Here is a 25,659-nt window from a genome sequence, read left to right as displayed (position 1 = left end):
CCCCAGACTTGCGACAATCGCCATCTCCATGAGCTTGCTCCGCCGCGCCGCGTTTGGTGTCTATCCCGCACCCCGCGGCATCGGCGCGCTCGGCGCCGGCAGCGCCGTGCTGCTGCCCCGCAGGGTCCAGGGTGCGCCGCGCATCGAGATCGGCCCCGACGTCATCGTTCAGCCCCACGGCTGGCTTGCGGCCGTCGAGCAGTACGCCGGCCAGCACTGGCAGCCGCGCATCGAGATCGGCGCCCACTGTCGCATCGGGCGCCATGCAGTGATCACGGCGGTCGAGGACGTCACGCTGGGCGAGGGCTGCCTGCTCAGCGAACAGGTCTTCATCTCCGACCACGCTCACGGCGCCCAACCCGGCGCGCTGCCGCCAGCGCGGCAGCCACTGGTGCCGCTCGGACCGGTGCGCATCGGACGCCACTGCTTCATCGGCATCCGCGCCTGCATCCTGGGTGGCGTGACCCTGGGAGACCACTGCGTGGTGGGCGCCAACGCCGTGGTCACCCACTCCTTCCCGTCCGGCTCGGTCCTGGCCGGCGCACCCGCCCGGCTGGTGCGCACCTTGCCCCTGCCGTCGTCCACACGACACCATCTCGATCGCAATGCCGTTTGACAGCCGCCGGCCCCGCGCCGCCTTCACCATCTGTGCGCGCAACTACATGGCGCAGGCGCTGGTGCTGCGCCGATCGTTCCTGCAGCACCATCCCGACCACGATTTCTTCATCGTGGTGGTCGACCGGCGCGACCCTGCCTTCGCCGCCTGCCACGTCAAGGCCGGCCTGGTCTGGGCCGAAGACCTGGGGCTCCCCGGCTTCGCCCGGCACGCGCTGCGCTTCGACGTCATCGAGCTGAGCACCAACGTCAAGGCGCACTGCCTGGCGCTGCTGCTGCAGCGCCACGAACGAGTTCTGTATCTCGATCCCGACACCTGGGTGCTGGACAGCCTCGATCCCGTCTACGCCAGCCTGGACGACGCCACGCTGGTCGTGACGCCGGCCTCGCTGAGCCCGGTGCTCGACGGCCACCGTCCCGACGACATCGAATTCCTCCGGGTGGGCGTCTTCAACCTGGGCTTCATCGGATTTCGCGCCTGTGACGAGGCGCGGCGCGTCCTGCAGTGGTGGTCCGACCGCTGCCTGCGCGAAGGCTTCCACGAGACGCAGAGCGGCGTCTTCGTCGACCAGAAGTGGATGAACCTTGCGCCTTGCTACTTCGAGGGCGTGCGCATCCTCAAGGATCCTGGCGTGAACATGGCACCGTGGAACCTCCACGAGCGCCAGCTGGTCGCTGCCGACGGCGGCTGGACGGTCAACGGCGGCGGTCGCCTCCGGCTGTTCCATTTCAGCAGCTTCGACCCGCACCGGCCGCAGACGATCGCCAAGCGCCAGACCCGGTACGCCGAGGGTGAGCGCACCGATCTGGCGGCGCTGCTGGAAGCTTACGCCCGGGCGGTGCGCGGGGCAGGCTACGACGCGCTGTCGCGCCTGCCCTACGGCTTCGACTACTTTCCGGACGGGCACTACGTCTCGCCCACGCTGCGGCGCCTGTACGCCAGCCCGCTGCACGACTTCCCCGCCGACGAGGACCCGTTCGAGCCGGGCTCCCGGCTGCGCGCCTTCGCGCAGCGGCACCGGCTGATGGGCCCGAAGGTGCGGCCCGCCGAGCGGCTGGTGGCCGTCGACATGGCGCGCTTCGGACGCCAAGCGCGTATCCTGCGCGCGCTGTTCCGGCTGGCCCTGCAGGTGCTGGGGCCCAACCGGTATTTCACGCTCATGCGCTGGCTGGCGCACGCGAGCTCGATCCGACTGCATCCGCCCCTGTGATGCGCATCGCCCCGCTGCACGTCGCCAAGTACGTCCCTCCACCCTACGCGGGCGTCGAAGGGCACGTGGACACGCTGCTGGGCGCACTCGCGCCGCACGCCGAGTGCACGCTGGTGGCGGGCGGCAGCACGGTCGCCGCGGCCCAGCCCAGGCCCTATCGGGTGTGCGCGGCGCGCACCTTCGGCACCCTGGCGTCCGTCACGCTCAGTCCGTCGGTCGTGGGCATGGTGAGGACGGAACTGTGCAGCGGCCGCTGCAACCTGCTGCACGTCCATGCGCCCAACCCGTGGGCCGACCTGGCCGCGCTGGCGTGCTCGAGCGACGTCCCGGTGGTCATGACCTGGCACAGCGACATCGTCCGTCAGAAGCGGCTGATGCTGGCCTGGCGCCATGTGCAGCGCGCCGTCCTCGACCGGGTCGACCGCATCGTGGTGTTCACGCCGGCCCATGCGGACAGCTCGGTGCAACTGCACCAGCGCGACGTGCGTCGCAAGATCGTGCAGGTGCCGATCGGCATCGCCTTCGACCACTTGATGCCCGAGCGGGCCGACCCCGCGACGCTCGCCCGGCTGGATGCCTTCGCCGGCGGCCGCCCGCTGCTGCTGACGGTAGGCCGGCACGTGTACTACAAGGGCTACGACCACCTGCTGCAGGCACTGCAGCACATGCGCCAGGACGCGGTGCTGGCGATGGTGGGCACCGGGCCGCTCACCGCCCAGCTGCAGGACCAGGCCCGAGCGCTGGGCATCGCAGCGCGGGTGATGTTCCTCGGCGAAGTTCCGCAAGCGGGGTTGGCCGCCGCGTTCCAGCGCTGCGACGTCTTCACCCTGCCCTCAGTGGCGCCTTCCGAGGCCTTCGGCATCGCCTCGGCCGAGGCCATGGCCTGCGGCAAGCCCACGGTGGTCTGTCAGCTGGGCAACGGGGTGAACTACCTGAACCAGGACGGTCGCACCAGCCTGACGGTGCCGCCTCGCGACCCCGCTGCGCTGGGCGACGCGCTCGACACGCTGGCTGGCGACCCGAGCCTGCGCCGGCGCATGGGGGCGGCCGCCCGCGCCTGGGTGCAGGCCGAGTTCAGCATCGACGCGATGCGCACCCGGACCTTGGCGCTCTATCGCGAACTGCTCGATGGCCGCGCTTGAGGGCTGCCGCATCGCCGTCACAGGCGCCGGCGGCTTCGTCGGCCGAGCGCTGGTGTCGCACTTAGCCAACCGGGGCGCCGAGGTGCTGGCCATCAGCCGCCAGGGCGAAGTTGCCGGGGCGTGCTCCGTGGTGCCCTGGCCCGCCTCGGCCCAGGCGCAGGCGCGCCTGCTGGCTGGCAGCGACGCGGTGGTGCACCTGGCGGCGGTCGCGCATGCAGCGGCACAGGGAACGGCCGGACAGGACCTGGCGACCTTCGCCCCCAACCTCGCCCTGACCCGGCAGGTGGCGATGGCTTGCGGCGCCGCCGGCGTGCCGCGGCTGGTGCTGACGAGCTCCATCGGCGTGCATGGGGTGCGGACCCACGGCCGCCCGTTCACCGAGGACGACCCGCCAGCGCCGGTCGAGCCCTATGCCGCCAGCAAGCTGGCCTGCGAACGGGCTGCGGCCGAACTCACCGCACAGCACCAGGTGGGCTTGGTGGTGGTGCGGCCGCCCCTGGTGTACGGGCCTCGGGCGCCTGGCAACTTCGGCGCGCTCTGGCGGGCGGTAGCGCGCGGCCGCGTGCTGCCGCTGGGTTCGATCGACAATCGCCGCAGCCTGGTGGGGGTGGGCAACCTCGCCCACCTGCTGGCCCTGTGCGCCGTGCATGCGCAGGCGCCCGGCCAGGCCTTCCTGGCGGCCGACGGCGAGGATGTCTCGACGCCGGAACTGGTGCGGCGCATCGCGCGCGCTCAAGGCCGACCCGTGCGCGTGCCCGCGCTGCCGCTGGCCTTGCTGCGGCTGGCCGGCACCCTGGCAGGCCGGCGTGGCGCCGTGGAGCGGCTGGGCTGGTCGCTGCAGGTGGATGCCGGGAAGGCGCGCCGGCTGCTCGGCTGGCAGCCGCCCTATGGGTTGGACGAGGGCCTGGCGCGAGCGGCGCGGGCTGAGGCCTCGGCATGAAGCGCGCATTCGACCTGCTGCTGGGTCTGGCCCTGCTGGTGCCGCTGACGCTCCCGCTGCTGCTTGTGGCTCTGGCGGTGCGGCTCACGTCCCGCGGGCCGGTGCTGTACTGGTCGGACCGGGTGGGTCGTGACAACCGCATCTTCCGGATGCCCAAGTTCCGCAGCATGCGCATCGACACCCCGACGGTTGCCACGCACTTGCTGCACGACCCAACACGCTGGATGACGCCGATCGGCAGCCTGCTGCGCACGAGCAGCCTGGACGAGTTGCCGCAGCTGTGGAGCATCCTGCGTGGCGACATGAGCTTCGTCGGCCCGCGGCCAGCGCTGTACAACCAGGACGACCTGGTGCGCCTGCGCACCGAAGCGGGCGTGCAGCGGCTGCTGCCAGGCCTGACCGGCTGGGCCCAGGTGAACGGCCGTGACGAGTTGCCGATCGCGCAGAAGGTCGCCCTCGACGCGTGGTACCTGCAGCACCGCTCCTTCGCGCTGGACCTGCGCATCCTGGCCCTGACCGCCTGGAAGGTGCTGAAGCGGGACGGCGTGTCGCACTGAGCGCCACCCGCCCCGTAAAATCGTGCGCTTGCCGCGCCCGCCGTGGCGTTTCTTCCGCGGCCATGCCGCGCGCACCAGCCCGACCCGATGTCAGACCTGCCAAACCAGCCGAGCGCGGCCCCTTCCGCCGACGACAACCAGCTGATCGCCGAACGCCGCGAGAAGCTCAATGCCCTGCGCGAGGCACAGCGGGAAGGCAAGGGTGTCGCCTTCCCGAACGACTTCAAGCCGGACGCGCACGCCGCCGCGCTGCACGCCGCGCACGGGGCTAAGGACGCCGAGCAGCTGACCGCCGAAGGCGGCACCGCCCGCGTGGCCGGCCGGATGATGCTCAAGCGCGTCATGGGCAAGGCCAGCTTTGCCACGCTGCAGGACCAGAGCGGCCGCATCCAGATCTACGTGACCCGCGACGACGTGGGCGAGGACACCTACGCGGCCTTCAAGCACTGGGACCTGGGCGACATCGTCGGCGCCGAAGGCAAGGTGTTCAAGACCAAGACCGGCGAGCTGTCGCTGCACGCGACCTCGATCCGCCTGCTGACCAAGAGCCTGCGGCCGATGCCGGACAAGTTCCACGGCGTGGCCGACCAGGAGGTCAAGTACCGCCAGCGCTACGTCGACCTGATGACCGACGAGCACGCCCGCCAGCGCTTCATCGCGCGCAGCAAGGCCGTCTCGGGCATCCGGGACTTCATGGTGCAGCACGGCTTCCTCGAGGTCGAGACCCCCATGCTGCATCCGATCCCGGGCGGGGCCAACGCACGGCCGTTCGTCACGCACCACAACGCGCTCGACCAGGAGATGTTTTTGCGGATCGCGCCCGAGCTCTATCTCAAGCGCCTGGTGGTCGGCGGCTTCGAGCGGGTGTTCGAGATCAACCGGAACTTCCGCAACGAAGGCATCTCGGTGCGCCACAATCCCGAGTTCACGATGATGGAGTTCTACGCGGCGTACTGGAACTACCGCGACCTGATGGACTTCACCGAGGCGCTGATCCGCGATGCCGCACAGAAGGCAGTGGGGTCGCTGCAACTGACCTATGGCGGCAAGCCGGTCGACTTGGCGGCGCCGTTCGAGCGGCTCACCATCCGTGAAGCGATCCTGAAGCACACCGACGCGGGCCCGGGCGCGGACGATCGCGAGTGGCTGATCGCGGCGCTGCGCAAGATCGGCTTGACCGAAGAGAAGAACCGGCTGTCGGGCCGCTCGCTCGCGAGCCTGCAGGTGCTGTACTTCGAGGAAACGGTGGAGGAGAAGCTCTGGCAGCCGACCTTCATCATGGAGCACCCCACCGAGATCTCGCCGCTGGCACGCGCCAACGACGAACGTCCCGAGGTCACCGAGCGCTTCGAGCTGTACATCACGGGCCGCGAGTTCGGCAACGGCTTTTCCGAGCTGAACGACGCCGAGGACCAGGCCGCGCGTTTTGCCGCGCAGGTGAACGCCAAGGACGCCGGGGACGACGAGGCCATGTTCTTCGACCACGACTTCGTGCGTGCGCTCGAGTACGGCATGCCGCCCACGGGCGGCTGCGGCATCGGCATCGACCGTCTGATGATGCTGCTGACCGACAGCCCGAGCATCCGCGACGTCATCCTCTTCCCGGCACTGCGGCGCGAATGACGGCAGGGGTGGCGCACACCCTCGGCATCGATTTCGGCACCTCCAATTCCGCCGTGGCCGTCTCCGGCCCCGGCGGCGCGGCACTTCCGGTGGTGCTCGAGGGACAGTCGACCACGCTGCCGACTGCGGTGTTCTTCAATGCCGAGGACCGCACGGTGCACTACGGCCGCGAAGCCGTGGGCCTGTACCTGCAAGGGGTCGAAGGCCGGCTGCTGCGCTCGCTCAAGAGCCTGCTGGGCAGCCCGCTGATGCTGGAGCGCACCGCGATCGGCTGGGGCGACATGGGGTTCGACGAGATCGTGGCGCGCTTCCTGGCCGAACTCGCCCGGCGTGCCGGCGCGCAGGTCGGGGAGCTGACGCCTCGCGTGCTGCTGGGTCGGCCGGTGCATTTCGTCGACGATTCGCCCGAGCGGGACCGCCAGGCGCAGGATGCACTGGAACGCGCGGCCCGGGCGGCCGGCTTCACCGAGATCGGGTTCGAACTGGAACCGATCGCGGCGGCCTTCGACTACGAACGCCGCCTGGACCGCGAATCGCTGGTGCTGATCGTCGACGTGGGCGGCGGCACGGCCGACTTCACGGTCGTGCGACTCGGCCCGGATCGGGTGGCCCGGCCCGATCGCGGGCCGGACATCCTGGCCACCACCGGCGTGCACGTGGCGGGGACGGATTTCGACCGCCGCCTGAACCTGGCCCGGGTGATGCCGCTGCTGGGACTCGGCCACACTGGTCCGCAGGGACGGCCGGTCCCCAGCCCGGTCTACATGGAGCTGGCCACCTGGCACCTGATCAACTTCCTCTACACGCCCCGCGTCATGGCCGAGGTGCAGGGGCTGCGGGTGAATTTCAGCGACAAGCGGCTGCACCAGCGGTTGCTGACCGTGCTGAAGGAACGCCTGGGCCACCGCTTGGCCAGCGAGGTCGAGCAGGCCAAGATCGCGTGCTCGCGCACCGGCCTTGAAGCCCGCATCGACCTCGACGAGGTCGAGCACGGGCTGGCCGCCACGCTGGATGCCCCGACCATGGCGGCCGAACTCGCGGCGCTGCTGCGGGAGGTGGTGGATTGCGCCCACGAGTGCGCGCGATCGGCGGGCATGGAGCGGCCGGATGCGATCTACCTCACGGGCGGCTCGTCGGCGCTGCGGCCGCTGCAGGACAGCCTGCGCGCGGGTTTTCCAGGCGTGCCGCTGGTCGAGGGCGACCTGTTCGGTGGTGTGGCAGCCGGCTTGGCCTACGCCGCCCAGCGGCGCTGAGCGCCGCGCGCGTTCAGGGCAGCGTCCGCAATGCCTGCATGTAGCGGGGCTGCACCATCAGGTCATCCCACGCGGGCGCCTCGCCGACCGGCAGCAGCGCCAGGCGGCGCTGCTCGCTGGCTGGTTGCGGCTTCCAGCGGCCCTTGACCTGCGCCTCGGCCAGCCCGTCGATCAGGTCGTCCACGTCGCGGCCTTCGCCCAGCGACTGGTTGCACAACAGCACCATGTCGCAGCCGGCCTGGAGCGCCACCACGGCGGCCTCGGTGTAGCTGACCTCGCGGCCCTCGATGCGCCGGGCGCCCTCCATGCTCAGGTCGTCGCTGAAGATCGCGCCGCCGAAGCCGAGCCGGTCGCGCAGGATGGCCTGCAGCCAGCGCGGCGAGAAGCCCGCGGGCAGGCCGTCGACCTTTGGATAGATCACGTGCGCCGGCATGATGCTGGTCAGGGTCGTGTTGAGCCAGCCGTAGGGCGCCGCATCGTCGGCCAAGATCGCCTTCAGGCTGCGCCGGTCCACCGGGATCTCGGTGTGCGAGTCGGCCTTGACGAAGCCGTGGCCGGGGAAGTGCTTGCCGCAGTTGACGACGCCTGCCTGCAGCAGCCCGTGCATCAGGCTCTTGGCCAGCATGGCCACCACGCGCGCATCCTGGTGGAAGGCGCGATCACCGATCACGCCCGACTCACCCCAGTCGAGGTCCAGCACCGGCGTGAAGCTGAAGTCGACGCCACAGGCACGCAGTTCCGCCCCGAGCACGTAGCCGGCGGCGGTGGCCGCATTGGTGGCGCCCAGCGGATCGCGCATCCACAACTCGCCCAAGGTGCGCATGGCGGGAAGGTGGGTGAACCCCCCGGTGCGAAAGCGCTGGACGCGGCCGCCTTCGTGGTCGACGCAGATCAGCAGGTCCCGGCGCACCGCCTTGATGTCGGCGCACAGCGCGGCGAGCTGCTCGCGATCCTGCCAGTTGCGCGAGAACAGGATCATGCCGCCGGTCAGCGGATGGGCGAGACGGCGCCGGTCGGTGTCGGTCAGCTCGGTGCCGGCGATGTCGAGGATGAGGGGGGCGTGTTCGGTCATTCGTTGGGGGTCTGGCGTTCCACGACCACGAAGCTGGCCGCGTAATCGGTTTCGTCGGTGACGCTGACATGGGCGCTGAGGCCGCGGGCTTCGAACCACGACTTCAGTTCGCCGTGCAGCACCAGGTAGGGTTGGCCACTGGGCAGCTTGGCCACCTCGCAACTGCGCCAGGTCATGGGCATGCGCATGCCCATCCCGATCGCCTTGCTGAAGGCCTCCTTGGCGGAAAAGCGGGTGGCGAGGTAGCGGATGCCCCGCTCGGGCCAGCGGGCACTGCGGGCGCGCCAGACCGCCAGCTCACCTTCGGCCAGCACGCGTTCGGCGAACCGGTCGCCATGGCGCGCCAGCGAGGCGCGGATGCGGCGCACGTCGCAGACGTCGGTGCCGATGCCGTAGATCATCCTGTCGACCCGCAAGCTCAGGCAAGGGCCGATTCGATGGCGGCCAGGTAGGCCCGGACCGCACCTGCATAGCCGAGCTCAAGCGCATCGGCGACGAAGGCATGGCCGATCGACACCTCGAGCACGTCGGGGACGGCGCGCAGGAACACGGGCAGGTTCTCGAGGTTCAGGTCGTGGCCGGCGTTCACGCCCAGTCCCGCCTCGCGTGCGGCGCGAGCGGCTTCGGCGAAGCCCCGCAGCACTTCGGCTTCGTTCGGCGTGCCGAACGCCCGCGCGTAGGTTTCGGTGTAGAGCTCGACGCGGTCGGCGCCGACCGCCCGGGCCGAGGCCATCAGGTCCGGGCGCGGATCCATGAACAGGCTCACCCGCACGCCCAGCGCCTTGGCCTGCGCCACGACCGGCTGCAGGCGCTGTGCGTCGGCCGGAAAGTCCCAGCCATGGTCGCTGGTGAACTGGCCTTCGGCGTCCGGCACGAAGGTGCACTGGTGCGGCCGCTGGCGCCGCACGTGCTCCATCAAGTTGTGGAACGGGTTGCCTTCGATGTTGAACTCGGTGCCGGGATGGTGGCCGACGATCTCGTGCAGCGCGGGCACATCGTCGCCGCGGATGTGGCGGCCGTCCGGCCGCGGATGCACGGTGATGCCATGCGCGCCCGCCTGCAGGCACACCGACGCGGCGCGCACCACGCTGGGAATGCCCAGGTGGCGGCTGTTGCGGACCAGCGCGACCTTGTTGAGGTTGACGGACAGGGTGGTCCGGTTGGTGGTCATAGCGATTGCAGGTCCAGCATCAGCTGACGGGTGCGCAGGGTGGAGACGCCGCAATGGTAGTGCAGCAGCTGCCGCAACTGCGGCTTCAGCTCGGGCAGCTCGGCGCAGGCGCGCAGCGTGGTGGTGAACGGCGCCGGGTCGTCCACCGCCCGCTGCAGCGCCGCCCACTGGGCGCCGGTCAGGCTGCCGCGCTCCTGGTCGGCGCCCGCGGCGACGATCCCGCCCTCCGGCACCAGGGCGTAACGGTCGTTCGGGCGCAGGCCTTCCAGCGTGGTGGTCTGGACGTCCAGCGCCGGCAGCAACCCGATCTCGCGCAGCAGCAGCAATTCGAAGGCGCGCAAGGCGGGCTGCAATGCCTCTCCGTGCTCGGACGAGAGCACCTGCACCGCCGTGCGGTAGGCGTCGAACAGACGCGGATGGGGGTCGTCCCGCGCCAGCAGGCGCAGCAGCAGCTCGTTCAGGTAGTAGCCCGACAGGAGTGCATCGCCGGTGGGCATCACCTGGCCCCCGACCCATTCGGCGCCCTTGAGCGTGCGGATCTCGGCGTCTCCGCCGAACGAGAGGCGCAGCGGCTGCAGCGGCAGCAGCACCGGCCGGAAGCTGGAGCTAGGGCGCTTGGCGCCTTTGGCGACCAGCGCGATGCGACCGTGGTGGCGGGAGAACACCTCCAGGATCAGGCTCGATTCGCTCCAGTCGTAGCGATGCAGGACGAAGGAGGGTTCGTCGCCAGTCCTACGCGCCACCGCCCTGCCCCCCTGCCCCGGGTCGCACGCGACGGTGGCGATCAGGGCGGTTTGCGGTCCGCTGGGCCACCCCGCTGGCGGTCAGCCAGGCGGCGGGCTGCCGGCGTGCGGCCTCACTCGTAGCCAAAGCTGCGCACCCGCGCCTCGTCGTCGGCCCAGCCGGTGCGCACCTTCACCCAGATCTCCAGGAACACCTTGGCGCCCATCAGCTTCTCGAGCTCCTGGCGCGCCTCGGTGCCGATCCGCTTGAGGCGCTCGCCCTTGTCGCCGATCACCATCGCCTTGTGGCTGTCGCGCTCGACCACGATGGTGGCCGCGATGCGCACGAACCGCCCGTGCTGCGGACTCGGTTCTTCCTCGAACTTCTCGATCACCACGGTGGAGGTGTAGGGCAGCTCTTCGCCCGTGAGCCGGAACAGCTTCTCGCGCACCGTCTCGCCCGCGAGGAACTTCTCGCTGCGGTCCGTGAGCTCGTCTTCGGCGTACCACCAGGGCTGCTCGGGGAGGTACTTCTCGCAGATGCCGAACAGCCGCTCGATGTCCTTCGCGTTCTTGGCCGACATCGGCACGAACTCGGCGAAGGGATGCCGCTCCTGCATGTCGCGCAGCCACGGCGCAATCTCGGCACGGCGGTTGACCTGGTCGAGCTTGTTGGCCACCAGCAGCGCGGGGACGCCGGGCTTGAGCAGCGAGAGCACCTTGGCATCCCCCAGCGTGAAATGGCCCGCTTCCACGACGAACAGCACGAGGTCGACGTCGCCGACCGCTCCCATCACCGTCTTGTTCAGCGATCGGTTCAGGGCGGTCGCGTGGCGGGTCTGGAAGCCGGGCGTGTCGACGAAGATGAACTGCGTGGCACCGCGGGTGCGGATGCCGGTGATCCGGTGGCGCGTGGTCTGCGCCTTGCGCGACGTGATGCTGATCTTCTGGCCGACCAGCGCATTGAGCAGCGTGGACTTGCCCACATTGGGCTTGCCCACGATGGCGATCACGCCGCAGCGCTGGCCCTCGGCAGCGGCCAGCGCGGGCGGGATGGGGGGCAGGGCCGGCTGTTCGCCGGTGTCCGGTTCGGGGCGGTCGGTCACTTGGTGCGCGCCTTCAGGGCCAGCAGCATCGCCGCCGCAGCGGCCTGCTCGCCTGCGCGGCGGGACGCGCCGATCCCGCGCTCGCTGACGTTGAGCTCCGGGATCTCGCATTCGACGTCGAAGGTCTGCTTGTGCGCGGCACCCAGGGTACCGACCACACGGTAGACGGGAAGCTTCATCTTGCGGCCCTGGAGCCACTCCTGCAGTTCGGTCTTGGGATCCTTGGCGGCGGCCTGCATGCTGGGCGTGATCTGCACGCCCGCGAACAGCCGGCGCACCAGAGCTTCGGCCGCCGGGTAGCCTGCGTCAAGGTGAACAGCGCCGATCACCGCCTCGAGCGCGTCGGCAAGGATCGACGGCCGCTTGTCGCCGCCCGACCGGGCCTCGCCCTCGCCCAGCCGGATCACCGGGGGCAGGCCCAGCCCCAGGGCCACCTGGTGCAGGGTGTCCTGCTTGACCAGGTTGGCGCGCACGCGCGAGAGGTCGCCTTCGGGCAGCGCCCGCAGCTTCTCGTAGAGCATGGCCGCCACTGCCAGGTTCAGCACCGAGTCGCCCAGGAATTCCAGCCGCTCGTTGTGCTCGGCGGAGAAGCTGCGATGGGTCAGCGCCTGCTGCAGCAGGGCAGGCTGGCCGAAGCGATGCTGCAGGCGGGCCTGCAACGCGGCAAGAGCGGGAGCGTCGCCATTCACGCCAGTCGGTTCGTCACTTGGTCTGGTACGCGTACTTGATCAGCAGGAACGCGGGCCCGAACATGTGGATTTCCTTGTTGTAGGCGAATTTGACGACGTTGCGGTCGCCAGCACGGGTGATCTCGAGGTCGCGCGCCGTGATGGACTTGATGTCGTCGATCTGCGCCGAGCGGTCAAAAGCCGCACGGACTTCGACAGGGTTGGCACCATCCTTCGCGCGTTCGGCGGCCTTGACGGCCGCCTGGTACTCGACCGCGGTCGGAACGGCCTGCGCCACCACCACCCCCACAGCGGCCAGCACTGCGATGACGATGATCAGCCCGAAGAACGAAATGCCGGACTGGCGGCTCCTGAAACTGCCCATGAACATCCCTCACCCCTCTCTGTTGTAAAACCCCGTCATTCGAACGAACCGAACCGCTTCAGGTTGCCGAAATTCATCCAGATGAAGAACGCCTTGCCCACGATGTTGCGATCCGGGACGAACCCCCAGTAGCGCGAATCCAGCGAGTTGTCCCGGTTGTCGCCCATCATGAAATAGTGACCCGGCGGCACCTTGCAGACGACGCCTTCGACACTGTAGCGGCAGTTGTCCTTGGAGGGAAAGTCCTCCACGCCCGGGATGAACGCGGGCCGGTCGTCGTCATTGAGCAGCCGGTGCGTCTTGCCGCCGAGGGTCTCCTGGAACTGGCGCGAGTACCGCATCGCGTCCTCGTCGAAGAAGTCGGGCAGCGGCTGCTTGGGAAGCAGTTGCCCGTTGATCGTCAGCCGCTTGTTCAGGTAGGCCACCTCGTCGCCGGGCACCCCGACGACACGCTTGATGTAGTCCAGGCTGGGTTTCGGGGGGTAGCGGAACACCATCACGTCACCGCGTTGGGGCGGTGTGCCTTCGGTGATCTTGGTGTTGACGACCGGCAGCCGCAGTCCATAGGTGAACTTGTTCACCAGGATCAGGTCGCCAACCAGCAGCGTCGGGATCATGGAGCCCGACGGGATCTTGAACGGCTCGAACAGAAACGAGCGCAGCACGAAGACCGCCAGGATCACGGGGAACAGGCCGGCGGTCCAGTCCAGCCACCAGGGCTGCATCAGCAGCCTTTGGCGGGTCTGGACGAGGTCGGGGCCATCGACCTGGGTGATGCCCTGCGCGGCCAGCTTGGCGTGGCGGGCATCGACGTGGACGGCCACCGCGTCGGCGGCGCGCCGGCGCTGGGGCAGGAAGTAGAACCGTTCCGCCAGCCAGTAGATGCCCGTCACGACCGTGGCCAGGAGCAGCAGCAGCGCGAAGTTGCCCTCGACGAAGCCCAGGTACCAGGCCGCGGCATAGCCCGCGAAAGCCGCCAGCACGGCGGCGGTCAGCGCCGACACGGCGTCACTCCTCGACCTGCAGGATGGCGAGGAACGCCTCCTGCGGCACTTCCACCGAGCCGATCTGCTTCATTCGTTTCTTGCCTGCCTTCTGTTTTTCGAGGAGCTTGCGCTTGCGGCTGATGTCGCCGCCGTAGCATTTTGCCAGCACGTTCTTGCGCAGCGCCTTGATGGTCTCGCGGGCGATGACGTTGGCCCCGATCGCCGCCTGGATCGCGACGTCGAACATCTGCCGGCTGATGATCTCGCGCATCTTGGCCGCGACCGCCCGCCCGCGGTACTGGGCCTGGGTGCGGTGCACGATGATCGACAGCGCGTCGACCTTCTCGCCGTTGAGCAGGATGTCGACCTTCACCACGTCGGAGGCGCGGTACTCCTTGAACTCGTAGTCCATGGACGCGTAGCCGCGGCTGACCGACTTGAGCTTGTCGAAGAAGTCCAGGACGATCTCGCCAAGTGGCAGTTCATAGGTGAGCATCACCTGGCGGCCGTGGTAGGCCATGTTGATCTGCACCCCGCGCTTCTGGTTGGCCAGCGTCATCACGGCGCCCACGTACTCCTGCGGCATGTACAGGTGCACCGTGACGATCGGCTCTCGGACCTCCTGGATGCGGCCCTGGTCCGGCATCTTGGCCGGGTTTTCCACCATCATGACCTCGCCGTCGCCCTTGACCACCTGGTACACGACGCTCGGGGCGGTGGTGATCAGGTCCTGGTCGAACTCGCGCTCCAGCCGCTCCTGCACGATCTCCATGTGCAGCAGGCCCAGGAAGCCGCAGCGGAACCCGAAACCCAGTGCCTGGCTGACCTCAGGTTCGTAATGCAGGGACGCATCGTTGAGCTTGAGCTTCTCGAGGCTGTCGCGCAGCGCGTCGTACTGGTTGGCTTCCGTGGGGTACAGCCCGGCGAAGACCTGCGGCTGGATCTCCTTGAAGCCGGGCAGCGCCTCGGTCGCGCTGCCGGCGTTGTTCGGAAGCTTCTTCTCGAGCGTGACGGTGTCGCCGACCTTGGCAGCCTGCAGTTCCTTGATGCCCGCGATGATGTACCCCACCTCGCCGGCCTGCAGCGACTCGCGCGGCTGGTTGGCGGGCGTGAACACGCCCAGGCCGCCGGCTTCGTAGGCAGCGCCCGTGGCCATCAGCTTGATGCGCTCGCCCTTCTTCAGGCTGCCGTCGACGACGCGCACCAGCATGACGACGCCGACGTAGCTGTCGAACCAGCTGTCGATGATCATGGCGCGCAGCGGGCCGTCGTGCATGCCGCGCGGCGCGGGCACCTTGGCGACGATCGCCTCCAGGATGTCGTCGATGCCCATGCCGGTCTTGGCCGAGCACGGAATCGCCTCCGAGGCGTCGATGCCGATCACGTCCTCGACCTCCGCCTTCGCGTTCTCAGGATCGGCCTGCGGCAGGTCCATCTTGTTCAGCACCGGCAGGACCTCCACACCGAGGTCGAGTGCGGTGTAGCAGTTGGCCACGGTCTGCGCTTCGACACCCTGGCTCGCATCGACGACGAGCAGCGCGCCCTCGCATGCGGACAGCGAACGACTCACCTCGTACGAGAAGTCGACGTGGCCTGGCGTGTCGATCAGATTGAGGTTGTAGACCTGTCCATCGCGCGCCTTGTATTGCAGTGCGGCGGTCTGTGCCTTGATGGTTATCCCACGCTCTTTCTCGAGGTCCATGGAGTCGAGCACCTGCTCCTCCATCTCCCGATCCGAGAGTCCGCCGCAACGCTGGATCAGTCGATCCGCGAGTGTCGATTTGCCATGGTCGATGTGCGCGATGATCGAAAAATTTCTGATGTGATTCATCAAGGGGAGCGCTTAAGTGATTGATTCCGTTGGCGCGAGGCCAAGAAAAAAGGGCGCGTCGAGTGGCGACGCGCCCTGAACCAACAATCTATGGCAACTGCGATAGTTGGAGCTTCATTGTAGGCAAAAACCCCCGCCCGTACAGCCGACCAGGCGACCCGGAAGGCTCGTTGCAGCCCAGCAACATGAAATTCATCAACAGCTTATCAACAGTTTGCCAAGAGGCTTTGCAGGACAACTTGTGGGCGATCTGTGGATCGTCCGGGTGACCGGTCAGTCCATCCCGCATCGTGGATTGAGGCCTTCGCGAACGCAGGAAAAAGACCTCGAAGAGCACGGATTCTATCCTCGGAGGCTCATCCGCCGATCTGGATGTCAGCAGTCGCTAACAGACAGACAAGCTCATCCGTCACAAGAAAAAACTTCCGTCACCGTCCACCATCCCCCATTTCGCGGGCAAAAGCCCCCAAACCTGACTCAGGTCCGGGGCTTCCCGGCAGCCAAACCGGTCAGCGTGCCGGTCGGATGAGCAGGTAGGTGGCCAATTCGCCGCGGCGCAGCAGCACCGGAATGGGTTTGCTGCGGTCCACCTTGCCGACGGTGGCATCGAACTCCCGCACGTTGTTCACCTCGGTATTGCCCACCGCGACGATCACATCGCCTTCCCGGATGCCCGCGCGGGCCGACAGCTCCGAGACGGCCTCCACGCGCACGCCTCCTTTGATCTTCATCTCCTTCTTCTGTGCGTCGGTGAGCTCGGCCACGACCAGTCCCAGCGACTGCGCAGCAGCCGATCCCTTGGGCTTGTCTTCCGGAGCGGCCGCGCGGCGCACCGGCTTCTCGGGCTCGAACTCGGCGATCTGCACGTTCAGGTCCCGCGAACCACCACGCCGGAAGACGGTGAGCGTCGAGCGGCTGCCCGGCTTGGTGTTGCCGACCAGCCGCGGAAGGTCGGTCGCCTTGTCGATGACCTGGCCGTTGTACTTGGTGATGATGTCGCCGGCCTCGATGCCCGCCTTGTCAGCCGGCGAGCCGGATTCCACGCTGCGCACCAGCGCACCCTGCGGCTTGCCCAGGCCGATGGATTCGGCGACGTCCTTGGTCACCTGGTCGATCTGCACCCCGATGCGCCCGCGCGCCACCCGACCGGTGGCACGCAGCTGGTCGGCCACCCGGACGGCCTCGTCCATGGGGATGGCGAACGAGATGCCCATGAAGCCGCCCGAGCGCGAGTAGATCTGGCTGTTGATGCCCACGACTTCGCCGCGCAGGTTGATGAGCGGGCCGCCCGAGTTGCCCGGGTTGATCGCCACGTCGGTCTGGATGAACGGCAGGTAGTCGCCCGTGTCGCGTGCCTTCGCGCTCACGATGCCCGCGGTCACGGTGTTCTCGAGCCCGAACGGAGAGCCGATCGCCATCACCCATTCGCCCACCTTCAGCCGGTTCACGTCGCCGATCTTCACGAACGGCAGGCCGGTCGCCTCGATCTTCACCACCGCGACGTCGGTGCGCTTGTCTGCGCCCACGATCTTGGCCTTGAACTCGCGCTTGTCGGTCAGCGTGACGAGCACCTCGTCGGCGCCCTCGACGACGTGCGCGTTCGTCATGACGAAGCCGTCCTGGGTCAGGATGAAGCCTGAGCCGACGCCGCGCGGCTGCTCCTCGCCCTGGCCGGAGCCGCCCGGTCCCGGCCGGTTGGGGCGCGGGGCGCGCGGGATGTTGGGCATGGGCGTGCCGAAGAAGCGGCGGAAGAACTCCTGCATCTCCTCGTCGGTCGGCCCGCTTTCGCCGCCCTGCTGCGAGTTGCGCACCCGCTCCATGGTGCGGATGTTCACCACGGCGGGGCCCACCTGCTCGACCAGATCGGTGAAGTCGGGCAGGCCGGTGCGCGGCTGTGGCGCCGATTGCGCCTGCACCGGCGGGGTGTGCACGAGCAGTGCGCCGCCGGTGGCGGCGACCGCGGCCGCCACCACGTACGCGCGGATCGTTGTGGAGTCGAAACGGACCATGGGAACCTCTTCCTTCAAAAGGCTGTGTCTTGCACGGATTGGAATTCTGGCGTGGCGGCTGGAGTGATCCCCGTCACGCGGTGCGGCCCAGATGGAGGCTTACTTGCGCCGCTCAAGGCTCTGCGCGAACGCCTTCAGGGTCTGGGGCGGCACTTCGCCGACCACCGTGAGCCACCACTCGTCCATGCGGCGGGTGAGCGTCTGGGTGGCGCCGGCGGCGAGCATCCCCTCCTGCCCATGGCGCGCCCTGTCGAAGGGCTCGACGAAGAGCGAGACCGATGCGAGGCCGTCGGAGAAGATCCAGTGGATGCTGCCGGCGGGCGCACCGGCGGCTGCCGAGCGCTTGTAGCAGCTCAACGGTTTGAATCCCGCGACGGCCGTCCGCAACGCCCAGCCTTCGGCGGCGGGACTGGTCTTGACCACGTCGGACCGCTCGACGCGCCAGCCATGCGGCGGAGCCATCATCTGTGCCAGCTTGTCCGCGCGTAGCGGCGCATCGAGCTGGAGCTCGGAGAACGCCGCCTGCTCCAGCACGACGCCTTCGGCGTCCAGCGTCTGCAGCTTGACCACCAGCCCCGAGCGCTTTTCGCTCCAGACACGGTAGCCGAACCTCAGCGCATCCCGGGGGATCAGCTGCACCACGTCGGCATCGAAGCCGGCCACGCGCTCGGCGCCGACGCGGCGCGCACCGTAGAACTCGGGAATCGAGGTGTCGCTCGACTTCAGCAGGTTGGGAAAGAGCCCCAGGGCCTCGCGTCGTTCGGTGCGCACCACCCGGTGCTCCGGCAGGAAGGTCACCACCTCATCGTTGCGCCGGAACGTGGACCGGGGCGCACCGGTCAGGACCTCGACCCGCTCGATCTGCTGGCCGGCATCGCCGGCGTGCCAGATGCGCGCGCTGGACATCGAGCCGGTGCTGGACGACACCACGAACGTGCCAACGTAGCTGCGCAGGCGGGACGCTTCCTGCATCCGCATCAGCCACTCGTTCACGCCCCGCTCGCCCGCGACCGGCGTCGCCGCCTGCTGCGCGCCGGCCAGGGCGGCCGCGCCCATCGCGAGCATCGCGAACACCCAGCGACTGGTCGCGGAACGCAGTGGCAGCAAAGTCGGCGCCATGCCTTCAGCGAGCGGGAGTCTCGAAGGTGGCGTTGCGCACGAACCCGGCCGGCATCTGCAGCGCCGACGCACTGCCGAGTTGACGGTGGGCGGCCAGCAGCTCGTCGAGCTTCGGGTCGCGGATCATCACGGGAGCAGGGGCGCCCGCGAGCATCGTCGCAGCGGGCTGCGGCGCCGCCGCCAGTTGCGGCTGCCCCGCGGGGGCGCCGCCAGGGCCGGTTGCGAGCACCGACCAGCCCACTGCGGCGACAGCGGCCACGGATGCCACGCCGGCCACCAGCTTCCAGCGGAAGCTGCCATCGTTGGCGGCCGGTCGGACCACCAGCTGTTCGGGCACACGGGCGGGCGCCGCCACCATCACCGGTGTCGGAGCGGCCTCGTGGGCCAGTCGGTCCGACAGCTTGCGCAGGAACTCGCGCGGCGGCGTGCCGCCGGCGGCTTCCCCGGACCGCAGCACGTCACCGATCAGGTGGTAGGCATGCCACGTGTCCAGGGCCGCGGCGTCGGCGCAGGCCTCCTGCACCGCGCGCGCGAAGTCGTCGCCTTGCAGCTGGCCGTCCGCCAGCGCGGACATCCGTTCGTTCCTGTCGATCTTGTCGTTCATCGCATCACCTCGCGTCGCGCTTCACCAGCGCTTGCCCGACTGGTTCTCCAGCAGGGGCTTGACCTTCGCCGAGATCGCCTCGCGCGCCCGGAAGATCCGGGAGCGCACGGTTCCGATCGGGCAGTTCATCACCTCCGCGATCTCCTCGTAGCTCAGCCCCTCGATCTCGCGCAGTGTCACCGCCTGCCGCAGTTCGTCGGGCAGGGCTTCCATGGCCGAGTTCACCGTGGCGGCGATCTCCTTGGCCGCCAGCACCGTCTCCGGCGTCTCGGCGCTCGTTAGTTCGTTCTCCACCGAGGAAGTTTCATCCTCCTCATCGCCACCGCGCAGCGCCGTCTCGGAAACCAGCGGGTCACGCTTGAGGTCGACCAGGGCCTTCTTGGCGGTGTTGACGGCAATCCGGTACAGCCACGTGTAGAACTGGGCTTCGCCCCGGAACTGTCCGAGCGCGCGGTAGGCGCGGATGAAGGTTTCCTGGGCGATGTCCTCGACCAGGTCGACGTCGCGGACCATGCGCCCGATGAGCCGCTCAATGCGCCGCTGGTACTTGAGCACCAGCAGCTCATAGGCCCGCTGATCGCCCGCGACCGTGCGCTCGACCAGCATCTGGTCGGTGTCCTGCGGGGACGGCGCGGGGGCGGGGGTCTTGGTCATGGTCTGGCCGATGGCGGCTCGGCCCCGGGTGGCGCGTCTTCTTGTTCGGCGCGGGAATATACCGCACGACGCAGCGCGCTCCAGCGCTCCGGCTGCCAATCCCGATCGAGCCAGTACCAGCGCGTGCCAGCAGGTCCCGTCCAGCGCACCAGCAGCACCTGCTGCAGGTCCAGCGCCGGGCGCAGGACGCCCGGCCCGCCGGGCAGGCGGCGTTCACCCTGCAGCGTCCAGTGCGCGCCATCCCAGTCGAGCCGTCCGGCCGGCTGGCGCCACCAGGCCCAGCCGGCCCATGCGCCGGTCGCCACGGTCGCGACCACGGCCAGCGCGCCGCGCCAGCCAGCGGCCCCGGTGGCGAACCAGGCCACGCAGCTGGCCGTGGCGCCGCCCCAGAGCGCGAGCAGGATCCAGCCGCTCCAGGAAGAACGCCCCACCGGATAGTTCACCGATGGGGCGTGGTGCATGCTCAAGGAAGCGCGCCGCCGCTGCCTCAGACCCGCTTGAAGACCAGCGTGCCGTTGGTGCCGCCGAAGCCGAAGTTGTTCTTCAGCGCGACATCGATCTTCACGTCACGCGCCTCGTTGGCGCAGTAGTCCAGGTCGCACTCGGGATCCTGGTTGAAGATGTTGATGGTCGGCGGGCTTTTCTGGTTGTGCACAGCCAGCACGGTGAACACCGATTCGATGCCACCGGCGCCACCCAGCAGGTGGCCAGTCATGGACTTGGTCGAATTGACGACGATCCGGCGGGCATGGTCACCCAGAGCCGCCTTGACCGCGTTGGTCTCGTTCAGGTCGCCCAGGGGGGTGGAGGTGCCGTGCGCATTGAGGTACTGCACCTGCTCGCCGTTGATGCCTGCATTGCGCAGCGCCGCCAGCATCGCCCGCTTCGGACCATCGACGTCCGGCGCGGTCATGTGGTACGCATCGGCGCTCATGCCGAAGCCCGCGAGCTCGGCGTAGATCTTCGCGCCGCGTGCCTTGGCGTGCTCGTACTCCTCGAGCACCAGCACTCCACCGCCCTCACCCAGTACGAAGCCGTCGCGGTCCTTGTCCCAGGGACGGGAGGCCGTCTTGGGATCATCGTTGCGGGTGGACAGCGCGCGCGCCGCGGCGAAGCCGCCCACGCCCAGCGGCGACACGCACGACTCGGCGCCACCGGCGACCATCACGTCGGCGTCGCCGCTCTCGATCATGCGGGCCGACAGCCCGATCGCATGCAGGCCGGTGGTGCAGGCCGTCACCACCGCGATGTTGGGACCCTTGAAGCGGAACTTGATCGACACCTGGCCGGAGATCATGTTGATGATCGAGGCCGGCACGAAGAACGGCGACACCCGTCGCGGCCCGCGGTTGACCAGCTCCGCGTGCATGTCCTCGATCATCGGCAGTCCGCCGATGCCCGAGCCGATGTTGACGCCAATGCGGGTGGCGAGCTCTTCGCCCAGGGCATCCCCGCTGGGCAGCCCGCTGTCGGCGATCGCCTGCGAGGCGGCCGCCATGCCGAGATGGATGAACCGGTCCATGTGCCGGGCTTCCTTCTCGGGGATGTAGTCGCCGATGTTGAAGCCCTTGACCTCGCCCGCGAACTTGCACGCGAAGTTGGCCGCGTCGAACTGGGTGATGTGGTCGATGCCCGAGCGACCCGCGAGCAGGTTGGACCAGGATTCGGCGACCGTGTTGCCGACTGGGCTCACGCAGCCCAGGCCGGTCACGACGACTCGACGGCGCATCATCGGGAGACCTCCGCCCCGGTTGCTCCGGGATTCGACTTCGGAACGGCCGTGCGGCTCATGGAAACCTTCAGGCCTTCTGGTGCGCGTTGGCGTAGTCGATGGCGTTCTGCACCGTCGTGATCTTCTCGGCGTCCTCGTCGGGGATCTCGATGCCGAACTCGTCTTCCAGAGCCATCACCAGCTCCACCGTGTCCAGCGAGTCCGCGCCCAGGTCGGCCACGAAGGCCTTTTCGTTGGTGACCTGCGACTCCTCGACGCCGAGTTGCTCGGCGATGATCTTCTTGACACGTGCTTCGATATCGCTCATGGGTTCCCTCAAAGGGTTTGTGAATGAATCAGCGATTTTAGCGTCCGGCCCCCGCCGCGCCGCCGCAGCGCTGCGGCGCGGACAAATGGGCGATCCGCTTCACGCCATGTACATGCCGCCGTTGACGTGCAGTTCCTGCCCGGTCACGTAGCCGGCCTCGCGAGAGGCCAGGAACGCGACCGCATGCGCCACGTCGGCGGGCTTGCCGAGATGGCCCAGCGGGATCTGCCCCAGCAGCGCCTTTTGCTGCTCCTCGGGGAGCGCACCGGTCATGTCGGTCTCGATGAAGCCCGGCGCCACGCAATTCACGGTGATTCCGCGACTGCCCAGCTCCCGCGCCAGCGCCCGGGTCATGCCGGCCACGCCCGCCTTGGCGGCGGCGTAGTTCGCCTGGCCCGGGTTGCCGGACGCGCCGACCACCGACGTAATGTTGATGATCCGTCCGTAGCGCTGCTTCATCATGGTGCGCATCACGGCGCGGCTCATCCGGAAGACGGCTTTCAGGTTGGTGTCGAGCACCGCGTCCCAGTCCTCGTCCTTCAGCCGCATCGCGAGCATGTCGCGGGTGATGCCGGCGTTGTTGACCAGGATCTGCAGCCCGCCGTGCTGCTTGACGATGCCGTCGATCGCTGCATCGGCGGCGGACGCGTCGTTGACGTCCAGCCGGATGCCCCGGCCACCCAGCGGGGCCAGCACCGCGCCGAGCTTCGCAGCGCCCTCGTCGGTGGTGGCCGTGCCGATCACGGTCGCCCCGCGCTGCGCCAGCAGCTGCGCGATGCCGGCGCCGATGCCGCGCGACGCGCCGGTGACCAGCGCCACCTGTTCCTTCAGACCTTCGCTCATTGCACCAGTTCCTTGGCTTCGGCCAGCGTGGCCGGGTCGTACACGGCGCCGGCAACGAGGGCCGCATCGATGCGCTTGCACAGGCCCTGGAGCACCTTGCCCGGCCCGCATTCGATGACCACGCCCACCTCGCGCGCCTGAATGGCACGCACGCAGTCAACCCACCGGACCGGACCGAACGCCTGCTCGTAGAGCGCGTCCTTGATGCGCTGCGGGTCCGCCTCGACCCGGGCCTCAATGTTGTTGACGACGGGAATGCGCGGGGCCGAGAAGCTCACGGCCGCCAGCCGCTCGCGCAGCCGCTCGGCCGCCGGCTTCATCAAGCTCGAGTGGAACGGGGCCGACACCGGCAACGGGAGCGCACGCTTGGCGCCGTTGGCCTTCAGCACCTCGCAGGCCTTGTCGACGGCGGCCTTGCTGCCGGCGATGACGGTCTGCGCAGGATCGTTGAAGTTGACCGCCTCGACCACCTCGCTGCTGCCGGGGCCGAACGTCCGGGCGGCCTCGGCGCAGCCCTCGACCACCTTCCGGGCGTCCATGCCCAGCACCGCGGCCATGGCACCGGCCCCCACGGGAACCGCATCCTGCATTGCCTGCGCACGGAACCGCACCAGCGGCGCGGCATCGGCCAGCGACAGCACGCCGGCCGCGACCAGGGCGGAGTACTCGCCCAGCGAGTGCCCGGCCACCACGGCCGGTGCCTGGCCGCCTTCGGCCAGCCAGGCACGGTAGGCCGCGACGCCTGCCACCAGCATGACCGGCTGCGTGTTGGTCGTGAGGCCCAGGGCCTCCTTCGGACCCTCGTGGATCAGGCGGCCCAGGTCTTCGCCCAGCGCCTCGGACGCTTCGGCCAGCACGGCGGCCACGGCCGGATGGCCGCCCCAGGCATCGAGCATGCCGACGGCCTGCGAGCCCTGTCCGGGAAAGACGAACGCGAACGGCTTCATGTCTGTGTGTCTCCTGCTGTTGTCGAGGCCCGCAGGCCGGCCGGATCAGAAGTCCAGCAGCACCGCGCCCCAGGTGAATCCACCGCCGACGCCTTCGAGCATCAGCGTGTCACCCTTCTTGATCTTGCCGCTGCGCACGGCGGCATCGAATGCCAGCGGGATCGACGCGGCCGACGTGTTGCCGTGCTGGTCGACGGTGACGACCAGCTTGTCCAGCGGCAGCTTCAGCTTCTTGGCCGTCCCCTGCATGATCCGGATGTTGGCCTGGTGCGGGATCAGCCAGTCGATGTCCGCATCGGTGCGACCAGCCTTGGAGAGCGTGGTGCGGGCAGCTTCCTCGAGCACGCCGACCGCCAGCTTGAACACGGCCTGGCCGTCCATCTTCAGCAGCGGGGTGCCGAGCACCTGGCCGCCAGCCACCGTGCCAGGAACGCAGAGGATGCCCACGTGCTTGCCGTCGGCATGCAGGTCGCTCGCCAGGATGCCCGGTGTCTCGGATGCCTCGAGCACTACGGCGCCCGCGCCGTCGCCGAACAGCACGCAGGTGGTCCGGTCGTTGAAATCGAGGATGCGCGAGAACACCTCGGCGCCGATCACCAGGGCCTTGCTGGCCGAACCGGTGCGGATCATGGCGTCGGCGACGGTGAGCGCGTAGACGAAACCGCTGCAAACGGCCTGCACGTCGAAGGCCGGGCAGCCCGCGATGCCCAGCTTGTGCTGCAGGATCGCGGCAGTGGACGGGAACACCATGTCCGGCGTGGACGTGGCCACGACGATCAGGTCGATCTCGTCGGCGCGGCGGCCCGCCGCTTCCAGCGCCTGCCGCGCTGCCGCCACGCCCAGATCGCTCGATCCCACGTCGGGAGCGGCGAAATGGCGCGCCCGGATGCCGGTGCGCTCGACGATCCACTCATCGGAAGTCTCGACGCCGCGCGTCGCCAGTTCGGCGGCGAGGTCGGCGTTGGTCACGCGACGCGGTGGCAGGAAGCTGCCGGTGCCGGTGATTCGCGAGTATCGGCTCATTCGGAAGCGATCGCCTCGAGCTGTGCATCGGTCGTGCCCCCGACCAGCAGGGGCCGGGCGTGGGCGATGCGCGCCTCGACGCGATCGAGCAAGTTGTTGCGGGCCGCATCATACGCCCGGGCCAGCGCCTGGCCGAACGCATACTCGTCGGCCGAGCCGTGGCTCTTGAACACGAGGCCACGCAGGCCGAGCAGCGCGGCGCCGTTGTAGCGGCGGTAGTCGACGCGGTTCTTGAAGGCGGCCAGCACCGGATAGACCGCCAGCGCCGCCAGCTTGGTGAAGATGTTGCGCGAGAACTCCTCGCGCAGGAAGCCGCCGATCATGCTGGCCAGGCCTTCGCTCGTCTTCAGGGCGACGTTGCCGACGAAGCCGTCGCAGACCACGATGTCCGTCGTCCCCTTGAAGATGTCGTTCCCTTCCACGTTGCCGTGGAAATTCAGGTCGCCCGCTGCGGCTGCGCTGCGCAGCAGTTCGCCGGCGCGCTTGATCACCTCGTTGCCCTTGATGATCTCCTCGCCGATGTTCAGCAGCCCCACGCTGGGCTGCTCCTTGCTGGTGAGGGCCGCCACGAGGGCGGAGCCCATGACGGCGAACTGCAGCAGGTGCTGCTCGGTGCAGTCGACGTTCGCGCCGAGGTCGAGCATCGTGGTGGCGCCGCCCTTGGCATTCGGCATCGGATAGGCGATCGCCGGCCGATCGATGCCATCCAGGGTCTTGAGGAGGTAGCGAGCCAGCGCCATCAGGGCCCCGGTGTTCCCGGCCGAGACGGCGGCCTGGGCCCTGCCCTCCTTGACCTCGCGGATCGCCACCCGCATCGAGGAATCCTTCTTCCTGCGCAGGGCGACCTCGACGGCATCGTCCATCGTCACCACCTCGGTGGCCGCGATGATCGTCGCGCGCGGATGCTGGAACGCCTGCAGCGCGTCTGTGGCCCCCACCAGCAGCAGCCGCGCGTCGGGGTGCTCCTCCAGGAAGCGGCGGCAGGCCGGCAGGGTGACACGCGGGCCGTGGTCCCCTCCCATGCAGTCGACGGCAAGAATGGTCATGGCACGGACTGTAGAGCTTCTGCGACGGCGACCACCCGATCAGGACCGGAGGCGCCCAGAAAAAAGGCCCGAGCTGCGTTCGGCAGCGCCGGG

27 protein-coding genes are annotated in these 25,659 nt (G+C 68.9%); 7 read left to right on the top strand and 20 right to left on the bottom strand.

Annotated elements, in window-relative coordinates; genetic code table 11:
• Window positions 1-28: 28 nt before the first annotated feature.
• From VFE82_RS17835 to VFE82_RS17805, 7 genes are all read left to right on the top strand, one after another.
• Window positions 29-616, top strand: a complete 588-nt coding sequence (locus tag VFE82_RS17835; protein WP_325001679.1) for an acyltransferase — start codon at window positions 29-31, stop codon at window positions 614-616.
• A complete protein-coding gene (locus VFE82_RS17830; RefSeq protein ID WP_325001678.1) occupies window positions 606-1,826 on the top strand; it encodes a glycosyl transferase in 1,221 nt (406 codons plus the stop codon). The genes VFE82_RS17835 and VFE82_RS17830 overlap by 11 nt, the downstream gene beginning before the upstream one ends.
• The gene (locus tag VFE82_RS17825; RefSeq protein ID WP_325001677.1) at window positions 1,826-2,968 is read left to right on the top strand and encodes a glycosyltransferase; all 1,143 of its coding nucleotides are present in this window, start codon (window positions 1,826-1,828) and stop codon (window positions 2,966-2,968) included. Before VFE82_RS17830 ends, VFE82_RS17825 begins: the two co-directional genes overlap by 1 nt.
• Window positions 2,955-3,908 (top strand): NAD-dependent epimerase/dehydratase family protein, encoded by a 954-nt coding sequence (locus VFE82_RS17820; protein WP_325001676.1) that lies wholly within the window; start codon window positions 2,955-2,957, stop codon window positions 3,906-3,908. The genes VFE82_RS17825 and VFE82_RS17820 overlap by 14 nt, the downstream gene beginning before the upstream one ends.
• Window positions 3,905-4,465: a sugar transferase gene (locus VFE82_RS17815; protein WP_325001675.1), complete on the top strand. Its 561-nt coding sequence runs from the start codon at window positions 3,905-3,907 to the stop codon at window positions 4,463-4,465. Before VFE82_RS17820 ends, VFE82_RS17815 begins: the two co-directional genes overlap by 4 nt.
• A gap of 87 nt (window positions 4,466-4,552) precedes the next feature.
• A complete protein-coding gene (gene lysS / locus VFE82_RS17810; protein ID WP_325001674.1) occupies window positions 4,553-6,088 on the top strand; it encodes a lysine--tRNA ligase in 1,536 nt (511 codons plus the stop codon).
• The gene (locus VFE82_RS17805) at window positions 6,085-7,341 is read left to right on the top strand and encodes an Hsp70 family protein (RefSeq protein ID WP_325001673.1); all 1,257 of its coding nucleotides are present in this window, start codon (window positions 6,085-6,087) and stop codon (window positions 7,339-7,341) included. Before lysS ends, VFE82_RS17805 begins: the two co-directional genes overlap by 4 nt.
• A gap of 13 nt (window positions 7,342-7,354) precedes the next feature.
• Here the strand turns inward: VFE82_RS17805 and nagZ are convergent, their stop codons facing one another.
• The 20 genes from nagZ to plsX all read right to left on the bottom strand — a co-directional run bounded on the left by nagZ (window position 7,355) and on the right by plsX (window position 25,566).
• A complete protein-coding gene (gene nagZ / locus VFE82_RS17800) occupies window positions 7,355-8,413 on the bottom strand; it encodes a beta-N-acetylhexosaminidase (RefSeq protein ID WP_325001672.1) in 1,059 nt (352 codons plus the stop codon).
• A complete protein-coding gene (gene acpS / locus VFE82_RS17795; RefSeq protein ID WP_325001671.1) occupies window positions 8,410-8,814 on the bottom strand; it encodes a holo-ACP synthase in 405 nt (134 codons plus the stop codon). The genes nagZ and acpS overlap by 4 nt, the downstream gene beginning before the upstream one ends.
• 17 nt (window positions 8,815-8,831) lie before the next feature.
• The gene (locus tag VFE82_RS17790; protein WP_325001670.1) at window positions 8,832-9,584 is read right to left on the bottom strand and encodes a pyridoxine 5'-phosphate synthase; all 753 of its coding nucleotides are present in this window, start codon (window positions 9,582-9,584) and stop codon (window positions 8,832-8,834) included.
• Complete coding sequence (recO, locus tag VFE82_RS17785) at window positions 9,581-10,369, bottom strand: DNA repair protein RecO (protein WP_414708784.1); 789 nt, start codon at window positions 10,367-10,369, stop codon at window positions 9,581-9,583. Before recO ends, VFE82_RS17790 begins: the two co-directional genes overlap by 4 nt.
• A 71-nt stretch (window positions 10,370-10,440) precedes the next feature.
• Window positions 10,441-11,370 (bottom strand): GTPase Era, encoded by a 930-nt coding sequence (era, locus tag VFE82_RS17780; protein ID WP_325001961.1) that lies wholly within the window; start codon window positions 11,368-11,370, stop codon window positions 10,441-10,443.
• 38 nt (window positions 11,371-11,408) lie between these two features.
• Window positions 11,409-12,101 (bottom strand): ribonuclease III, encoded by a 693-nt coding sequence (gene rnc, locus VFE82_RS17775; protein ID WP_325001668.1) that lies wholly within the window; start codon window positions 12,099-12,101, stop codon window positions 11,409-11,411.
• A gap of 13 nt (window positions 12,102-12,114) precedes the next feature.
• The gene (locus VFE82_RS17770) at window positions 12,115-12,465 is read right to left on the bottom strand and encodes a DUF4845 domain-containing protein (protein ID WP_325001667.1); all 351 of its coding nucleotides are present in this window, start codon (window positions 12,463-12,465) and stop codon (window positions 12,115-12,117) included.
• A 35-nt stretch (window positions 12,466-12,500) separates the two neighbouring features.
• Window positions 12,501-13,469, bottom strand: a complete 969-nt coding sequence (gene lepB, locus VFE82_RS17765; RefSeq protein WP_325001666.1) for a signal peptidase I — start codon at window positions 13,467-13,469, stop codon at window positions 12,501-12,503.
• Between the two features lie 4 nt (window positions 13,470-13,473).
• Window positions 13,474-15,282, bottom strand: a complete 1,809-nt coding sequence (gene lepA, locus VFE82_RS17760) for a translation elongation factor 4 (protein ID WP_325001665.1) — start codon at window positions 15,280-15,282, stop codon at window positions 13,474-13,476.
• 509 nt (window positions 15,283-15,791) lie between these two features.
• Window positions 15,792-17,291, bottom strand: coding sequence for a DegQ family serine endoprotease (locus VFE82_RS17755; protein ID WP_325001664.1), 1,500 nt, complete (start codon window positions 17,289-17,291; stop codon window positions 15,792-15,794).
• Between the two features lie 99 nt (window positions 17,292-17,390).
• Window positions 17,391-18,410 (bottom strand): MucB/RseB C-terminal domain-containing protein, encoded by a 1,020-nt coding sequence (locus VFE82_RS17750; protein WP_325001663.1) that lies wholly within the window; start codon window positions 18,408-18,410, stop codon window positions 17,391-17,393.
• 4 nt (window positions 18,411-18,414) lie between these two features.
• The gene (locus VFE82_RS17745; RefSeq protein WP_325001662.1) at window positions 18,415-19,014 is read right to left on the bottom strand and encodes a sigma-E factor negative regulatory protein; all 600 of its coding nucleotides are present in this window, start codon (window positions 19,012-19,014) and stop codon (window positions 18,415-18,417) included.
• A gap of 21 nt (window positions 19,015-19,035) precedes the next feature.
• Window positions 19,036-19,668 (bottom strand): RNA polymerase sigma factor RpoE, encoded by a 633-nt coding sequence (rpoE, locus tag VFE82_RS17740; protein WP_325001661.1) that lies wholly within the window; start codon window positions 19,666-19,668, stop codon window positions 19,036-19,038.
• Window positions 19,665-20,129, bottom strand: a complete 465-nt coding sequence (locus VFE82_RS17735; protein WP_325001660.1) for a hypothetical protein — start codon at window positions 20,127-20,129, stop codon at window positions 19,665-19,667. Before VFE82_RS17735 ends, rpoE begins: the two co-directional genes overlap by 4 nt.
• Before the next feature lie 26 nt (window positions 20,130-20,155).
• Window positions 20,156-21,400 (bottom strand): beta-ketoacyl-ACP synthase II, encoded by a 1,245-nt coding sequence (fabF, locus tag VFE82_RS17730; protein ID WP_325001659.1) that lies wholly within the window; start codon window positions 21,398-21,400, stop codon window positions 20,156-20,158.
• 67 nt (window positions 21,401-21,467) lie between these two features.
• Window positions 21,468-21,707: an acyl carrier protein gene (acpP, locus tag VFE82_RS17725; RefSeq protein WP_013902185.1), complete on the bottom strand. Its 240-nt coding sequence runs from the start codon at window positions 21,705-21,707 to the stop codon at window positions 21,468-21,470.
• Between the two features lie 99 nt (window positions 21,708-21,806).
• On the bottom strand, window positions 21,807-22,550 hold the full coding sequence (fabG, locus tag VFE82_RS17720; RefSeq protein ID WP_325001658.1) for a 3-oxoacyl-ACP reductase FabG: 744 nt from the start codon (window positions 22,548-22,550) through the stop codon (window positions 21,807-21,809).
• Window positions 22,547-23,497: an ACP S-malonyltransferase gene (gene fabD / locus VFE82_RS17715; RefSeq protein ID WP_325001657.1), complete on the bottom strand. Its 951-nt coding sequence runs from the start codon at window positions 23,495-23,497 to the stop codon at window positions 22,547-22,549. The genes fabG and fabD overlap by 4 nt, the downstream gene beginning before the upstream one ends.
• 45 nt (window positions 23,498-23,542) lie before the next feature.
• The gene (locus VFE82_RS17710) at window positions 23,543-24,520 is read right to left on the bottom strand and encodes a beta-ketoacyl-ACP synthase III (RefSeq protein ID WP_325001656.1); all 978 of its coding nucleotides are present in this window, start codon (window positions 24,518-24,520) and stop codon (window positions 23,543-23,545) included.
• The gene (plsX, locus tag VFE82_RS17705; RefSeq protein ID WP_325001655.1) at window positions 24,517-25,566 is read right to left on the bottom strand and encodes a phosphate acyltransferase PlsX; all 1,050 of its coding nucleotides are present in this window, start codon (window positions 25,564-25,566) and stop codon (window positions 24,517-24,519) included. The genes VFE82_RS17710 and plsX overlap by 4 nt, the downstream gene beginning before the upstream one ends.
• Window positions 25,567-25,659 lie beyond the last annotated feature (93 nt).

Source organism: Ramlibacter sp. (genome assembly GCF_035655895.1).
Taxonomy (GTDB): Bacteria; Pseudomonadota; Gammaproteobacteria; order Burkholderiales; family Burkholderiaceae_C; genus Ramlibacter.
Note: the sequence above shows the minus strand (reverse complement) of the source record. Positions and strands in the feature narration are given on the sequence as shown.

Bases quoted from the DNA above. Each gene is read 5' to 3' on its own strand.
- VFE82_RS17835 (WP_325001679.1), top strand. From the start codon at position 29: ATGAGCTTGCTCCGCCGCGCCGCGTTTGGTGTCTATCCCGCACCCCGC.
- VFE82_RS17830 (WP_325001678.1), top strand. From the start codon at position 606: ATGCCGTTTGACAGCCGCCGGCCCCGCGCCGCCTTCACCATCTGTGCG.
- VFE82_RS17825 (WP_325001677.1), top strand. From the start codon at position 1,826: ATGCGCATCGCCCCGCTGCACGTCGCCAAGTACGTCCCTCCACCCTAC.
- VFE82_RS17820 (WP_325001676.1), top strand. From the start codon at position 2,955: ATGGCCGCGCTTGAGGGCTGCCGCATCGCCGTCACAGGCGCCGGCGGC.
- VFE82_RS17815 (WP_325001675.1), top strand. From the start codon at position 3,905: ATGAAGCGCGCATTCGACCTGCTGCTGGGTCTGGCCCTGCTGGTGCCG.
- lysS (WP_325001674.1), top strand. From the start codon at position 4,553: ATGTCAGACCTGCCAAACCAGCCGAGCGCGGCCCCTTCCGCCGACGAC.
- VFE82_RS17805 (WP_325001673.1), top strand. From the start codon at position 6,085: ATGACGGCAGGGGTGGCGCACACCCTCGGCATCGATTTCGGCACCTCC.
- nagZ (WP_325001672.1), bottom strand. From the start codon at position 8,413: ATGACCGAACACGCCCCCCTCATCCTCGACATCGCCGGCACCGAGCTG.
- acpS (WP_325001671.1), bottom strand. From the start codon at position 8,814: ATGATCTACGGCATCGGCACCGACGTCTGCGACGTGCGCCGCATCCGC.
- VFE82_RS17790 (WP_325001670.1), bottom strand. From the start codon at position 9,584: ATGACCACCAACCGGACCACCCTGTCCGTCAACCTCAACAAGGTCGCG.
- VFE82_RS17770 (WP_325001667.1), bottom strand. From the start codon at position 12,465: ATGGGCAGTTTCAGGAGCCGCCAGTCCGGCATTTCGTTCTTCGGGCTG.
- lepA (WP_325001665.1), bottom strand. From the start codon at position 15,282: ATGAATCACATCAGAAATTTTTCGATCATCGCGCACATCGACCATGGC.
- VFE82_RS17755 (WP_325001664.1), bottom strand. From the start codon at position 17,291: ATGGTCCGTTTCGACTCCACAACGATCCGCGCGTACGTGGTGGCGGCC.
- VFE82_RS17750 (WP_325001663.1), bottom strand. From the start codon at position 18,410: ATGGCGCCGACTTTGCTGCCACTGCGTTCCGCGACCAGTCGCTGGGTG.
- VFE82_RS17745 (WP_325001662.1), bottom strand. From the start codon at position 19,014: ATGAACGACAAGATCGACAGGAACGAACGGATGTCCGCGCTGGCGGAC.
- rpoE (WP_325001661.1), bottom strand. From the start codon at position 19,668: ATGACCAAGACCCCCGCCCCCGCGCCGTCCCCGCAGGACACCGACCAG.
- VFE82_RS17735 (WP_325001660.1), bottom strand. From the start codon at position 20,129: ATGCACCACGCCCCATCGGTGAACTATCCGGTGGGGCGTTCTTCCTGG.
- fabF (WP_325001659.1), bottom strand. From the start codon at position 21,400: ATGATGCGCCGTCGAGTCGTCGTGACCGGCCTGGGCTGCGTGAGCCCA.
- acpP (WP_013902185.1), bottom strand. From the start codon at position 21,707: ATGAGCGATATCGAAGCACGTGTCAAGAAGATCATCGCCGAGCAACTC.
- fabG (WP_325001658.1), bottom strand. From the start codon at position 22,550: ATGAGCGAAGGTCTGAAGGAACAGGTGGCGCTGGTCACCGGCGCGTCG.
- fabD (WP_325001657.1), bottom strand. From the start codon at position 23,497: ATGAAGCCGTTCGCGTTCGTCTTTCCCGGACAGGGCTCGCAGGCCGTC.
- VFE82_RS17710 (WP_325001656.1), bottom strand. From the start codon at position 24,520: ATGAGCCGATACTCGCGAATCACCGGCACCGGCAGCTTCCTGCCACCG.
- plsX (WP_325001655.1), bottom strand. From the start codon at position 25,566: ATGACCATTCTTGCCGTCGACTGCATGGGAGGGGACCACGGCCCGCGT.